This is a genomic window from Janthinobacterium sp. SUN128 (assembly GCF_030587275.1).
Lineage (GTDB): Bacteria > Pseudomonadota > Gammaproteobacteria > Burkholderiales > Burkholderiaceae_D > Janthinobacterium > Janthinobacterium lividum.
The window spans coordinates 4,173,643-4,187,127 of the sequence record NZ_JAPWHY010000001.1; the positions used below are offsets into that span (position 1 = coordinate 4,173,643).

Consider the following 13,485-nt stretch of genomic DNA (forward strand, 5'->3'; position numbering starts at 1 on the left):
AACACCGCGTACTGCGTGCGGCGCGCCTGTCATCCTGTCTTTCTATGCTGCTGTTCCTGGTAATCGCGGCAAGCCTGGCCGAAGGCGCCGAACAGGCGCATGGAATGCGGATTGTCTTCCACCTGCCATTCCGGATGCCATTGCACGGCCAGCGTAAAACCGGCGGCGCTGGCCACCGTATAGGCTTCCACCAGGCCGTCGTCGGCCAGGGCTTCCACCAGCAAGCCATCGGCCAGCCGGGCGATGCCCTGGCCATGCAGGGAGTTGACCATCATTTCGCTCTCGCCGCCCAGCAGGCGTGACAGCAGGCCGTCGGGCATCAACTTGATGCGGTGCGCTGGCGCGTACTGGCGCGCCAGCGGATCGAGCACGTTCTCGCGATGGTCCTGCATGCCCGGCACCGCATGCACGGCCTGGTGCAGGCCACCGCCCAGGGCCACGTTGACTTCCTGGAAGCCGCGGCAGATGGCGAGCAGGGGCAGCTGGCATGCCAGCGCGGCGCGGATCAGGGGCAAGGTGGTGGCGTCGCGCGCGGGATCTTGCGGCAGGTCGGGATGGAGGATATCTTCGCCATACAGGCGCGCGTCGACGTTCGAGGCCGAGCCGGTCAGCATCACGCCATCGGCGATCTGCAGCGCCGCTTCCAGGTCCGCATCCGCACCCAGGGCGGGCAGCAGCAGCGGCATGCAGCCGGCGCCGCGCAGCACGGCGTGCAGGTATTTGTCCTGTGCCATGTGCCAGACGTGGCTGCCAAGCTGGCGCTGGCAGGCGGGAACGAGAACGATGGGACGGCGCATAGAGCTTCCTCGCTGGCGTGACGATCCAATGACAGCGCCATCACGGCGCTGCCGCTCGCTTCACTGTACAGCAGAGCCGGCAGGGGCGGCCACACGGATGGACGTGGCCAGCGGCGGCACACATCGCCTACACTACGGCTTTGCAGTATTGTCCTTATTAAAATCATCATATGCCCGTCCGGCGCCAAACACCAGCGCCGCAGGCAAAGTCCCTTACTTTCCCATGCATTCACACCGTTTTCCAGCCATACCGAACACCTTTTCCACCCTGCGGGGGCAGCCATGAAGCACATGCCGTGGCGCGACTTCTTCGCCCTCGTGGTGAGCATCGGCGTGGTCGGCCTGGGCCTGGGCGCCACCATGCCGCTCACCGCCCTGACCCTGCACCAGCGCGGCGTGGGCACGGACATCATCGGCATGATCACGGCCGTCAGCGCCCTCGGCATCCTGGCCGCCTCGCCGTTCGTCTCGCGCTGGGTGGGGCGTTTCGGCGCGCGCGCCACCATGCTGGGCGCCGTGTGGGTGGCGTCGCTGGCGACGATCGCCATGCAGTTTACCGACCACCTGCTGGCGTGGAGCGTGCTGCGCTTCCTCTTCGGCGGCGTCATGGGCGTGCTGTTTACCATCGGCGAAGCGTGGGTGAATCGCCTGGCGCCCGATAATTCGCGCGGCCGCGTGGTAGCCATGTACACCACCAGCTTTACTTTCTTCCAGCTGATCGGCCCCGCCCTCGTGGCGCTGTTCAACGACAAGATCAGCTGGAGTTTCGCCGCCTGCGGCCTGCTGTTTTTGCTGGCAGTGCCGGGCTTGATGCTGATCTCGAACAGCGGCCCGGAACGCGAACCGGAAGAACACGGCGTGAAGTGGACCCTGATCCTGCCGCGCATGCCGATGATCGTGCTGGGCGCCGCCTTCTTCGCCCTGTTCGATACCCTGGCATTGAGCTTGCTGCCGCTGTACGCGATGGAGCACGGCATCGGCACGGACCTGGCGCTGCTGTCGGCCACCGTGGTGCTGGTGGGCGACACGGGCCTGCAATTCGCACTGGGCTGGATGGCCGACCGCTTCGGCCGCGCCAAAGTCCATGCGGGCTGCGGCGTGGCTGTCTGCCTGCTGCTGCCGCTGCTGCCGTTCGCCGTCGGCACGCCGTGGCTGTGGTGGACCCTGCTGCTATTGCTGGGCGCGGCGGCGGGCGGTATCTACATGCTGGCGCTGGTGGCCTGCGGCGAACGTTTCACGGGACTGTCGCTGACCAGCGCCAGCGCCATCGTCAACGCCACCTGGGGTGTCACCAGCGGCGGCGGCCCCCTGTTGACGGGGGTCCTGATGCAATCGGTGGGCGTGAATGCCCTGCCGGCCGTGATGTGGGTATGCGCCGCCATTTTCGTGGGCAGCGCCGTGTGGGAGCGCAGGAAGGGAATCGTCTAGCGTTTTTTACTTATTCTCCAGCCGCTGCCGTAACTCCTCGGCCACAGGGTAGTCGGGATACGCTTGCCGGAACGCCGCCCATTCCTCCTGCGCCAGCGCACCTTCGCCCGCCTTCAAGAGGGCGTCAATCTTCACCAGCCATACGGAAGCGTCGAGCTTTGCGGGCGGCGGCATCGGCGCGGAGCGGGCCGCAACAGGCGCGGGCTTGGCCAGCGCCCGCTGCACCGGTGCCTGGCGCTGCATGCTGGCCTCGGCCTGCATGGCCGCTTGCTGCTCCATCGCCTGAGGCATTGCCGTGGGAGGGGGCGGCGGGGCCGGTGGCGCTGGCACGGGTATTGGTACTGACACGGGTGCCGGCACTGGCTCGGCCTGCGCTGGCATCCTGGCTGCCGCCTTGGCCATGGCACGCGGTGCCGACGGCGGTGGCGCAGACACCGTCGCGGGCGCAGCGGCCGGTTCGGACATCACCTCCTGCGTGACCGGCTCCCCGACCACGGGAAATTGCGCAGGCTTCGAGCCGAACCAGTCCACGCCGATCAGGTTCACCGTCAACAGCACGGCCGCGGCCAGCCCCAGCGGGACGCGCCAGCGCTGCAGATAGTCCGGTGATTTCTTGGCAGGCAAGGTGCGCTGCACGCCATCGGCGCTGTCGTTCGCGGCTGCCGGCTTGTGCAGGGCTTTTTCCGCGTCCGCCAGAATGGCCGCATCGAGCGCGCTGGAAGGCGCGGGCTGCGGCAGGCTGGCCAGCAGCGCGTTCAATTCTTCGTCGTGATGATCTTGAGGATCTTGAGGATCCGTATCGTGCGTATTCATGCCTGTCCTCCCGCGCCAGCGGCGCTGTCCAAGCCCGCGCGCAATTTCTGCATGGCGTAACGCAGCCGGCTCTTGACGGTTTCCGCCTCCGCCCCCGTCACCACGGCGATCTCGAGGATGCTCATTCCGCTGAACTGCTGCAGCACCAGCGCTTCCTTTTGCTCCACCGGCAGCGCGGCGATGGCGGCATGCAGCAGCGCGTGCTGCTGTTTCTGCTCCAGCGATTGCGGCGGCGATGCGCCCTCGTCCGCCAGTTCGCCCACGTCGTCGTGTTCCTGTCCTTCCCGCTGGCGCAGGATGTCGATCAGACGGTGGCGCGCGATCTGGTACAGATAGGTGCGGAACGCCGCCTGCGGCTGGTAGCCGGCGCGCGCCGCATGCAGGCTGGCCCACGCGTCCTGCGCGATCTCGTCCACCCACGCGCGGCGCGGCGAACGCCAGGCCACGAAGCGGTACAGGCCCTGGCTATGGCGCCGGTACAGTTCGCGAAACGACGGCAGGTCGCCAGCGCTGTAGCGCAGCATCAGGTCTTCATCCGTCGCGGTGATCAGGGTATCGGGCATAAGAACCAGTGTAGCCGAACTACGCGGCGGCGACAATTTCGCTACGCCGTCAGCGTGCAGCGGGCGCAATGGGTGCATAGCTGATGCGGCGCACTTCGCGGATCTGTCCATCCTTGAACGCCCCTTCCACCAATTCATAGCCGAGCAAAGCGAAAACCCTGCCCTGCAGGAACAAGGGGCGCGCATTGCCGTACCAGTCCACGCAGGACGCGCGGCAGCCATCGTCCGGCGTTTGGCCGGACCGCGCCGCCAGCGCGCCCAGTTCCGTCAATTGCAAGCTGCTGTTGCGCAGATAGAGAACGGATGCGGCTGACTTGTTGAGGCCAGGCCGCTCGTCCGCGCCCAGGATGGGCAGGCCGATCATGCCCTCGCCGGCCGCTTGCGGCTTGTAGAAAAAGCCGTGGCTGCGCGACTCGCCCTGCGCCGCATCGGCGCGGATATAGCGCGCGGCAACCGCCGCCTGCGCACCCAGGCGGATGCTGCTGAAGTGCAGATCCCGTCCCTGCGCGCCGATCACCACGGCGTCATCGCCCAGCGCCTCGATGCGCTCCACGCCGTGCGGCAGGGACAAGGCTTGCACGCTGCCCGCATCGGCCCAGCGTACGGCATACAGGGGCTGGCGCGGCCAGGCCTGATCCGCCTGGCGCCGTCCGCCATTGCCGGGGTTCCCATACAGCAGATACGGTCCCACGTAGCGGTTCTGCAGTCCGTAGCCACCGCCACCGGGCAGCGCCTTGTAGCTGCTGGCGGGCGCGCTGTCGCGGCCATCGGAAAACGACGCCAATGGCACGCGCAGCAAGGCCATGTCGCCCCGCCCTTTTGCGCCATCCCACATGCCATCGCCCTGGCCTTCGGCACGCAGCAGGACGTTCAGGTGGCCGTCAACGCTTTCCAGGAACGAGAACTGGTCGACGGGGGCACCGGCCACTTTCAGGGCGCTGGGCGCGCTGCCATCGAGGGGAATGCGGAACACGCCCGAGTCGCTGCCGCGGCGCGTGGTCCACACGAATACGGATTCGCCCGACACATAAAACACGCGGCCCTGCGGTCCCATCACGGCGGTCGCCTCGCAGCGCATGTCGCGCTGCGCCAGGTCGCACACGGTGACCGTATGCAGGGTCAGGCCGGCGCCCATCTCGGACTCTTCATCGGTGCGGTAGATGCGCGTGGCCGGAGCGATGCGCTTGAAGTCGGACGGCACGGCGTCGGGGCGCCAGCGGCGCAGCGCGGGAAAACCGCTGAACGGGTCGCCACGGCGCAAGTTCAGCGACAGGGGCGAATAGAACACCAGTTTGCTGCCGACCAGGCGGCTCGCGTAATTGCGCGAGGAATAATAATCGTTGGAGCGCAAGTGATAGGTGGAGCGGTAGGCCAGCTTGCCGTCCGCGTTGACGTCGAACAGACCGATCTCCGTGCCGCCACGGCTGTAGCTGTAGCCGATCACCACCACCGTATCGCCGTCGATCAGCATCTCGTCATACCAGCTGCCCGACGGGTCGCTGCCCGGCGCGAACGCATCGAGCGAAGACACAGGCTGCAAGGCCTTGCCGCCCACCTGCACGGTGAACAGCTTGCCGCGCCTGAGCATCACCAGGTGCTTGCCATGCAGCTTGACGATGCCGCCTTCATCCACGCCCGCCGTCTGCACATTCGTGACCGATTCCGCCGCTTCTGCCGATGCTGCCGGCGCGGCTTTCGCCGCCATCGGCGCGGGAGGGGCCGGCGCAGGTACCGCCATGTACTGCGCCGTGGCGCGTTGCAGTTTCTGCTGCTCCCTTTGCAGCGCCGCCTGGCGCGATTGCAACTGCTGCAGGTAGCTGCTCAAGGCCTGCTCGCTGGCAAACGGCACCAGGGTCTTGCGCGGCGCCGTGCCGGCGGCGTGGCTGCCGGCCGACAGCAGCAGGGACAGTATCAATGTGATCTTGAGGGCGCTGGACATCGCTTCTTCTCCGGTTGGCTGGGGTGTCCAACATGAAACGCAGCGGCGGAGAAAAAGGGGTTAAACGCGCGTGAAAATATTCACGCCGCTGCTATCTTACTCAAAGCCCCGTATGCGGTCGCCGTTGAAATTCGGCAAGCGCCATTCGAAGTGCAAGGCCAGGAAGCGGAACAGGAAACCGGCGCCGATGGACGCCAGCTGCGCCACGGAGCTGTCGACCTTGAAGTACAGCAGGCCCACATACAGGCTGCCCGTGAACAGGGCCACGGTGGCATACACTTCGCGCTGCAGCACGAGGGGGATCTGGTTGCACAGAATATCGCGCAGCAGACCGCCGAAGACGCCCGTGATCATCCCCGCCAGCACGACGATGGCCGGGTGCATCTTGGCCGACATGGCGATGTCGCAGCCGATCACGCAAAACGCCACCAGGCCCAGTCCGTCGACCAGCAGGAAGATGGCACGCAGGTGGTGCAGGTAGCGCGCGACAAAGGCCGTGACGACAGCCGCGCCGATGGTAAACAACAGGTATTCGGGATGCGCGATCCAGCCCAGCGGATAGTGCCCCAGCAGCACGTCGCGCACGGTGCCGCCACCGAGCGCCGTGACGGTGCCGATCATGCAGATGCCGAACAAATCCATGCCGCGCCGCATGCCCATGATGGCGCCGGACATCGCTTCGGCAACAATCGCCACCAGGTAAATCGTATATAACAGCATGCTCTTACTCTTCCGAAAATGATTTGAGAATTTGTTCGCGTTCGCGCGCTTCGCTCAGGGTGCGCGCTTCGTGGCCCGTGCCGCTGGTGCCGCGCTCTTCGCCGTTGGCCAGGCGCGTGTCGGCGCCCAGGCTTCCACTGCCGCAGCTGACGCTGCTGTGGATAAAGGCATGGTTATCCTTCAGGCAGTCGCCGGCCAGGTATTCCGCATACACGTAATCGCCATCGAGCAGGGACAGGCCAGGCGGTTCCGCCAGCACCTGTTCGCGGCGGCCCTGCACGGCCACCTGCATGTAGTCGCGCCAGACAGGCAGCGCCAAAGTCCCCCCGGTGACGTTGCCCAGGCTTTTCGGCTGGTCATAGCCGAGCCAGACGACAGAGACCAGGCCCGAGGAATAGCCGGCGAACCAGGCGTCATACGCGTTGTTCGACGTGCCCGTCTTGCCGGCCGCGTCGCCGCGTCCCAGCGCCAGCGCGCCGCGTCCCGTGCCGCTCTTGACGACGTCGCGCAGCATGCTGTCCATGACGTAGGCGTTGCGCGTGGAGATCACTTGCGTGCCCGGCGCCGGCTCGCCCTTGGCGCGTGGCGCCGCATCGCTGAACAGCACTTCGCCGCTGCGGCTGCGCACTTCCTTGATCAATTTCGGCGGCATCTGCACGCCGCCATTGGCGAAGACGGCATACGACTGCGCCAGCTGCAGCGGCGTGACGGCGCCCGCGCCCAGCGCCAGCGGCAGGGAGACGGGATTGCGCGCGCCCTCGAAGCCGAAGCGCGTGGCGTAGTGCTGCACGTAGCCGGGGCCGGCCGCCTGCATCAGGCTGACGGCCACGAGGTTCTTCGAGCGCACGAGGCCGCGCCGCACGCTGATGAAGCCTTCATAGTTATTGCCGTAATTGCGCGGACGCCAGGGCTGCGCGCCCGTTTCCTGCGGCAGCAGCAGGCGCTGCGTATCGTCCACGGCCGTGCCGGGGAAATATCCCTTTTCCAGCGCCGCCGAATACACGAAAGGCTTGAAGCTGGAACCGGGCTGGCGGTAGGCCTGCATGGCGTGGTTGTAGTGGTTGCGGTAGAAATCGAAGCCGCCCGCCATGGCGACGATTTCGCCGCTGTGCGCCTCGACGGAAATGAGCGCGCCTTCCATCTCGGGCAACTGGCTCACCAGCCAGCGCTTCTTTGCCGCGTCGTGCATCACGCGGATCACACTGCCCTCGACGATGGCGCGCTTGCCATCCCATTGCAGCTTGCCGCCCAGGCGCGCATCCGATGCCGCCAGCACGATCTCGTCGCCATTGCGCAGCTGCGCCGTCACCTGGCGCTTGCCGGAAGTTTCCACTTTGCGCACGAGGGCGGCGCGCAATTCTCCGCTGTCCGGGTAGGCGGCCAGCTGGCGCGCCACGCTGTCTTCGGAAGCGGCCAGGCGCGCTTCCGGGCCACGGTAGCCGCGCCGCGCCTGCGCATTCAATAGCCCGTCGCGCAGCGACTTGTCGGCCGCCCGCTGCGGCGCCATGCGGATGGTGGTCGTCACGTCCAGGCCCATGCTGTAGGCGCCTTCGGGATAGCTTTGCAGGATCAGCTGGCGCGCTTCCTCGACCGCATACGCGGCCGCGTGCACGGAGCTGTTGCGGTCCTTGTTCAGGGCCAGTTTTTCCGCCACCGCCGCATCGTATTCGGCTGACGTGATGTAACCGAGTTCGCGCATGCGCTGCAGGATGTAATGCTGGCGCACGGTGGCGCGCTGCGGATTGGCGACGGGGTTGTAGGCCGATGGCGCCTTCGGCAAGCCGGCCAGCATGGCCGCTTCCGCGATGCTGACCTCGGCCAGAGGCTTGTCGAAATAGATATTCGAGGCGGCGGAAAAGCCATAGGAGCGCTCGCCCAGGTAAATCTGGTTCATATACAATTCCAGCAGCTTGTCCTTGCCGTAGTGCTGTTCCAGCTTGTAGGCCAGCAGCATCTCCGTCAGCTTGCGCTGCACGGTCTTTTCGCGCGACAGGAAGAAGTCGCGCGCCACCTGCATGGTGATGGTGCTGGCGCCCTGCGCGTGGTGGCCCGTGACGACGTTGGCGAGCGTGGCGCGCGTGAGACCATAGAAATCGACGGCGCCATGCTCGTAGAAACGCGCATCCTCGATGGCCAGCAAGGCCTGGCGCATGCGCAGCGGGATGTCTTTCAACGGCAGGAATTCACGGCGCTCTTCACCGTATTCAGCCAGCAGCTCGCCTTCGCTGGAGAAAATGCGCAGCGGCAGGGCGGGCTTGTACTGGGCCAGGTGCTCGACGGCGGGCAAATCCTGCCACGCCTGGCGCAGCCACCAGCCGCCCGCCAGGGCGGCGGCCATGCCCAGGCCCAGGGTCAATCCCAGGCCGAATTTCAGATTGCGCGCCAGCTTAGACTGGGGCTTGCGGGGGGTGCTGCCGTTCGCTTGTGCTTCCATGGTGGTATTCCCTTGCTGCCAGGAGGCCGCACGCTGGCGCGTGGCACTCCATCAAAGAGGTATTGTGCACTGCAACACACCAATCCTTATCAAAAGTAAGTATTATTTAGTATTGATAAATTTTTCTTATGTAAGGCAGTGACCATGGATCTCAATCCCAAGCACACGGAAGCGTTCCGCGCCGTCGTCGAAACGGGCAGCTTCGAGCAGGCGGCGCTGCGGCTGCATCTGACGTCGCCCGCCATTTCGCAAAGGGTGCGGGCGCTGGAAAGCCAGCTGGGCAATGCCTTGATCGTGCGCAGCCGTCCCGCGCGCGCCACGCGCATGGGCCAACGCCTGATGCAGTATCTGAAGCGCGCCAAGCTGCTGGAAGCGGACTTGCAGGCGGAACTGGCGGTGCAGCAGGATGCCCCGCTGACCCTGGTGCTGGCGCTGAACGCGGATTCGATGGGCACCTGGTTCTTCCCCGCCCTGTCCGAGGTGCTGATACGCGAGCGCGTGCTGCTGGACCTGACCGTGGAAGACCAGGACCACACGTATACCTTGCTGGAGACGGGCATGGCGATCGGCTGCATCAGCACGGAAGCCAAACCCATGCGCGGCTGCACGGCCGAGCCGCTGGGCGTGATGCGCTACTGGCTGGTGGCCACGCCCGCGTTTCGCCAGCAGTGGTTCGCGCACGGCCTGACGCGCAAGGCGGCGCGCACGGCGCCCGTCGTCGCCTACACGCGCAAGGACACCTTGCAATCGTCGTTCCTGCAAGAGGCGCTGGGGTTGCCCGAAGGCGCTTACCCCTGCCATTACGTGCCGGGCGCCACCTCGCACTTCAACGCCATCCGCTATGGCCTCGGCTACGGCATGGTGCCCGAGCTGTTATTGAAGGCGAACACGGATGGCGAGCTGGTGGAAATGCTCACGCCCAAGACCCCGGCCGACGTGGCCCTGTACTGGCACACGTGGAAAGTGCAGTCGCCGCGCATGGAGCAACTGTCGCGGCAAATCATCGCGGCGGCGCGCAGCATGCTGAAATAACTATCGTTGCATGCCCCAGCGTTTCAAGGTGACGCGCTCCAAAGTGCGGAAGCCGATGTTTTCCACCAGCAAGCCGATGACGATGACGGCCGCCAGGCCGGCGAACACCTTGTCCGTATACAGCTCGTTGCGGTTCTGGAAGATGTACCAGCCCAGGCCACCTTGCCCCGAGGTGGTGCCGAACACCAGCTCGGCCGCGATCAGGGTGCGCCAGGCAAACGCCCAGCCTATCTTCAACCCCGAGACGATGGACGGCAAGGCGCCCGGCACGAGGATGTGCAGCACCAGGCGCAAGCCGTTCAAGCCATAATTGCGGCCCGCCATGCGCAGGGTCTCGGGCACGCCCTGGAAGCCCGCATACGTGTTCAGGGCCAGCGGCCACATCACGGAATGGACGATGACAAAGATCAGGCTGGCGCGGCCCAGGCCGAACCACAACAGGGCCAGCGGCAGCAGGGCGATGGCCGGCAAGGGATTGAGCATGGCCGTCAGGGTTTCCAACACGTCGCGCCCGATGCGGCTGGACACGGCCAGCAAGGTCAGCACGAAGGCGGCCAGCACGCCCACGGCATAGCCCTGCAGCAACACGGCCAGGGACGCGGCTGTGCGCGTGAGCAACTCACCGCTGGTGATGCCGCCGATAAACGCCTGCGCCGTCTGCAGAAAGCTGGGCAGCAATAGATCGTTCTGCGTCCAGCGCGCCGCGCCTTCCCACAGCAGGGCCAGGCTGAGCAAAATCAAGGCCTTGCGCCACAGCGCGTGCTGGCTCACACGCTGCCAGCGCGACAGCGGCTGCTCGACCGTGACGCCGGCCGGCGGCGGCGCCGCATACACGAACTCCTGGCGGATGGGCGGCTCCAGCAGCGCGCTCATACGGCCTCCCGCTGCGCAGTAACTGCTTGCGGGACAGGAACCACTTCCTCATCGAACAGCAAACCGTGGATGCGGGTGCTGGCGGCCTGGAATTCCGCGCTGCCGGCGCTGTGGAGACCGAATTGATGACTGTTGAGTTCGGCGCGCACCCTGCCCGGATGCGGCGACAGCAACAGGATGCGGTTGCCCACGACCAAGGCTTCCTCGATCGAATGCGTAACGAACACGAGGGTAAAGCGCAGCTCTTCCCATAGGCGGCTCAATTCTTCCTGCATCTTGCGCCGGGTCAAGGCATCGAGGGCGGCAAACGGCTCGTCCATCAGCAGCACTTCCGGCTGCATGGCCAGGGCGCGGGCGATGGCCACGCGCTGCTTCATGCCGCCCGACAAGGTGTGCGGATGGGCATCTTCAAAGCCGGCCAGGCCCACCTTGGCGATCCAGTGACGGGCGCGCTCGCGGGCCGCCACCTTGTCCAGCCGCTTGCTGGCCAGCAAGGGGAACATGACGTTTTCCAGCACCGTTTTCCATGGCGGCAACTGGTCAAATTCCTGGAACACGACGACGCGGTCCGGCCCCGGTTTATGGATGGGCTGGCCTTGCATGGCGATGCTGCCCGCGCGCGGCGCGATGAAGCCGGCCACGGCTTTCAGCAGTGACGACTTGCCGCAGCCGGATGGCCCCAGCAGCACGAAACGGTCGCCGCGGAACACGTCAAAACTGACGTCATGCGTGGCGCGCACGGTGCGCTGCTCGGTGCGGTATTCCAGGCTGACATGCTTGACACTGAGCAAGGGCTGCAAGGTGACCGGAGGACGTACCAGGTGAAAAGCGGGCGCGTTCATGTCAGCCTCCCTGCGTGATGGCGGGGTCGTCAAAGAAGTAATCGCGCCAGTTGTCGGGCAGGTTGCGGATGGCGCTCACGCGGTGCAGGAATTGCGCCAGGCCATAGGTGTTTTGCGGCGCGATCTTGAATTGCACTTGCGGGTTGGCAAAGATTTTCAGCAGCAGATTGCGGTCCACTTTGCTTTTATTCACCTTGATGTAGATGTCGGCCGCGCCTTGCGGGTTGCTGCTCGCATACTGCGCCGCTTCCGCCAGGGCGGCGATGAAGGCGCGGTAAGTCTTGGGATTGTCCTTGCGGTACTTTTCCGTCGCATACAGCAGGGTCGACGAGCTGGGCCCGCCCTGCACGTCATACGAGTTCAGGATGATGTGGGCGTTCGGGTTCTGCGCCAGTTCCTGCTCCTGGAACGGTGAATTGCCGAAGTGGCCGGTCAGCTCCGTGCCGCCGGCGATGATGGCGGCCGCCGCATCCGGGTGCGGCAGGGTTTGCGTGATTTTATCGAGACGGGCGAATTCCTTGTCGCCCCACTGCTTTGCCACCGCCATCTGCAGGATACGCGCCTGCACGGAGACTGACACGGCCGGCAAGGCGATGCGGTCCTTGTCCGTCAAGTCCGCCAGCGTTTTCACCTTGGGATTATTGCTGACCAAGTAGTAGGGGAAATTGCCGAGCGAAGCCACGCCGCGCACGTTCTGCCGGCCTTTCGTCCGGTCCCAGATGGTCAGCAGCGGACCCAGCCCGGCCCCCGCGATATCGATATTGCCCGACAACAAAGCGTCATTGATGGCCGGGCCGCCAGACAGGGTGATCCACTCGACTTTCACATCGACGCCCTGCTGCTTGCCATGCTTTTCGATCAGCTTTTGTTCCTGCGCAATATTGAGCAGCAAGAAGGTGATGCCGTGCTGGCCCGCGATGCGGATCTGACCTTCGGCCCGGGCCATGGGCATGGCCATGCACAGCAGGGCGATGGTGGCGAGCAGGCGGCGGGAAAAGGTAAAGATCGGCAACATGGACACTCCTTGAGTCAGATCAACAGTCAAAAAATCAGTACGGCGCATCGCCTTCGATGGTAGTGCGGTAGAGCTTGCGGCGCTGGTCGGGCGGACAGCCCGTCGCCAGGTGCATCAGCGAACGGTTGTCCCAGAACACCAGGTCGTGCGGCTGCCAGCGGTGCACATACAGGTGCTCCGGGCGCACGCTGTGGGCAAACAGTTCGTCGAGCAGGGCGCGGCTTTCGTCGTCGGGCAAGCCGACGATGCGCGTGGTGAAGTGTTCGCTGACGAACAGGGCGCGCCGTCCCGTTTCCGGATGCACGCGCACGACGGGGTGCGTCACGGGTTTGACTTCATCGATCTGCGCCTGCGTCAGGGCGGGGCGCCATGGGTTGCGGCGGCGCAATTCTTCATACTGGCTCAGGTAGCTGTGCTCGGCACGGGCGCCGCGCACGGCGTGGCGCAGCGCGGCCGGCAAGCTTTCCCAGGCCAGGTGCATGTTGGCAAACACGGTATCGCCGCCCTCGTCCGGCAACTCTTGCGCATGCAGCATGGAGCCGAGGCTGGGCACTTCCTTGTACGACAAGTCGGAATGCCAGAAATGGCCCGCGTCGCCCAGGCCGATGGGCTGGCCGTTTTCGACGATATTCGAGATGATCAGCACTTCCGCTTGCGTGGGCAGCTGGAACTGACGCAGCACGTGGATTTGCAAGGGGCCGAAGCGGCGGCTGAAATCGACTTGCTGCTGCGGCGTGATGCGCTGGTCGCGGAACACCAGCACGTGATGGTCGAGATGGGCGTGGTGCAGGCGCTGGAAGTCGCCCAGCGACAGCGGCTGCGCCAGGTCCAGCCCCAGCACTTGCGCGCCCAGGGGCGCATCGAAAGTCTCGATACGGAAGTGGCTGGTGGACTGCACGGGTTTCAGGACGGCCGACATGGGAACTCGACTAGAGTCAGGGGAAGTCCACTGTATGCCGGCCAGCCTTGCTTGCAAACGAAGCATTTACTATATGGATATGCGCGGCGCGTTGCGCCAGATTGCAACAC

Annotated in this window: 12 protein-coding genes; 2 read left to right on the top strand and 10 right to left on the bottom strand. The window is 65.4% G+C overall.

The genetic code is table 11. From position 1 onward, the window contains the following. Window positions 1-29 precede the first annotated feature (29 nt). The gene (locus O3297_RS18860; RefSeq protein WP_092607402.1) at window positions 30-797 is read right to left on the bottom strand and encodes a gamma-glutamyl-gamma-aminobutyrate hydrolase family protein; all 768 of its coding nucleotides are present in this window, start codon (window positions 795-797) and stop codon (window positions 30-32) included. A 282-nt stretch (window positions 798-1,079) separates the two neighbouring features. On the opposite strand from O3297_RS18860, the gene O3297_RS18865 reads away from it, so the two are divergent. After that, on the top strand, window positions 1,080-2,225 hold the full coding sequence (locus O3297_RS18865; protein ID WP_305049412.1) for an MFS transporter: 1,146 nt from the start codon (window positions 1,080-1,082) through the stop codon (window positions 2,223-2,225). A 6-nt stretch (window positions 2,226-2,231) separates the two neighbouring features. Here O3297_RS18865 and O3297_RS18870 read toward each other — a convergent pair whose 3' ends face one another. From O3297_RS18870 to O3297_RS18890, 5 genes are all read right to left on the bottom strand, one after another. Beyond that, window positions 2,232-3,038 (bottom strand): hypothetical protein, encoded by an 807-nt coding sequence (locus O3297_RS18870; protein ID WP_305049413.1) that lies wholly within the window; start codon window positions 3,036-3,038, stop codon window positions 2,232-2,234. After that, entirely contained in the window at window positions 3,035-3,601 is a 567-nt protein-coding gene (locus O3297_RS18875; RefSeq protein ID WP_305049414.1) for a sigma-70 family RNA polymerase sigma factor, read from the bottom strand. The genes O3297_RS18870 and O3297_RS18875 overlap by 4 nt, the downstream gene beginning before the upstream one ends. Before the next feature lie 49 nt (window positions 3,602-3,650). Continuing rightward, window positions 3,651-5,540 (bottom strand): beta-propeller domain-containing protein, encoded by a 1,890-nt coding sequence (locus O3297_RS18880; protein WP_305049415.1) that lies wholly within the window; start codon window positions 5,538-5,540, stop codon window positions 3,651-3,653. A gap of 96 nt (window positions 5,541-5,636) precedes the next feature. Beyond that, window positions 5,637-6,260 carry a trimeric intracellular cation channel family protein gene (locus O3297_RS18885; protein ID WP_070254674.1) on the bottom strand — a complete coding sequence of 208 codons (624 nt, stop codon included), beginning with the start codon at window positions 6,258-6,260 and terminating at the stop codon, window positions 5,637-5,639. A gap of 4 nt (window positions 6,261-6,264) precedes the next feature. Beyond that, complete coding sequence (locus O3297_RS18890) at window positions 6,265-8,694, bottom strand: penicillin-binding protein 1A (RefSeq protein ID WP_305049416.1); 2,430 nt, start codon at window positions 8,692-8,694, stop codon at window positions 6,265-6,267. Between the two features lie 138 nt (window positions 8,695-8,832). Here O3297_RS18890 and O3297_RS18895 point away from each other — a divergent pair, with 138 nt between their 5' ends. Continuing rightward, window positions 8,833-9,726: an HTH-type transcriptional regulator ArgP gene (locus tag O3297_RS18895; protein WP_208672440.1), complete on the top strand. Its 894-nt coding sequence runs from the start codon at window positions 8,833-8,835 to the stop codon at window positions 9,724-9,726. Here O3297_RS18895 and O3297_RS18900 read toward each other — a convergent pair whose 3' ends face one another. From O3297_RS18900 to O3297_RS18915, 4 genes are read right to left on the bottom strand one after another with little or no spacing between them, the layout of a single operon-like run. Further along, entirely contained in the window at window positions 9,727-10,599 is an 873-nt protein-coding gene (locus O3297_RS18900) for an ABC transporter permease (RefSeq protein ID WP_305049417.1), read from the bottom strand. After that, complete coding sequence (locus O3297_RS18905) at window positions 10,596-11,441, bottom strand: ABC transporter ATP-binding protein (RefSeq protein ID WP_305049418.1); 846 nt, start codon at window positions 11,439-11,441, stop codon at window positions 10,596-10,598. Before O3297_RS18905 ends, O3297_RS18900 begins: the two co-directional genes overlap by 4 nt. Window position 11,442: 1 nt before the next feature. After that, on the bottom strand, window positions 11,443-12,456 hold the full coding sequence (locus tag O3297_RS18910) for an ABC transporter substrate-binding protein (RefSeq protein WP_370385417.1): 1,014 nt from the start codon (window positions 12,454-12,456) through the stop codon (window positions 11,443-11,445). 34 nt (window positions 12,457-12,490) lie between these two features. After that, on the bottom strand, window positions 12,491-13,375 hold the full coding sequence (locus O3297_RS18915) for a TauD/TfdA family dioxygenase (protein ID WP_070254678.1): 885 nt from the start codon (window positions 13,373-13,375) through the stop codon (window positions 12,491-12,493). Window positions 13,376-13,485 lie beyond the last annotated feature (110 nt).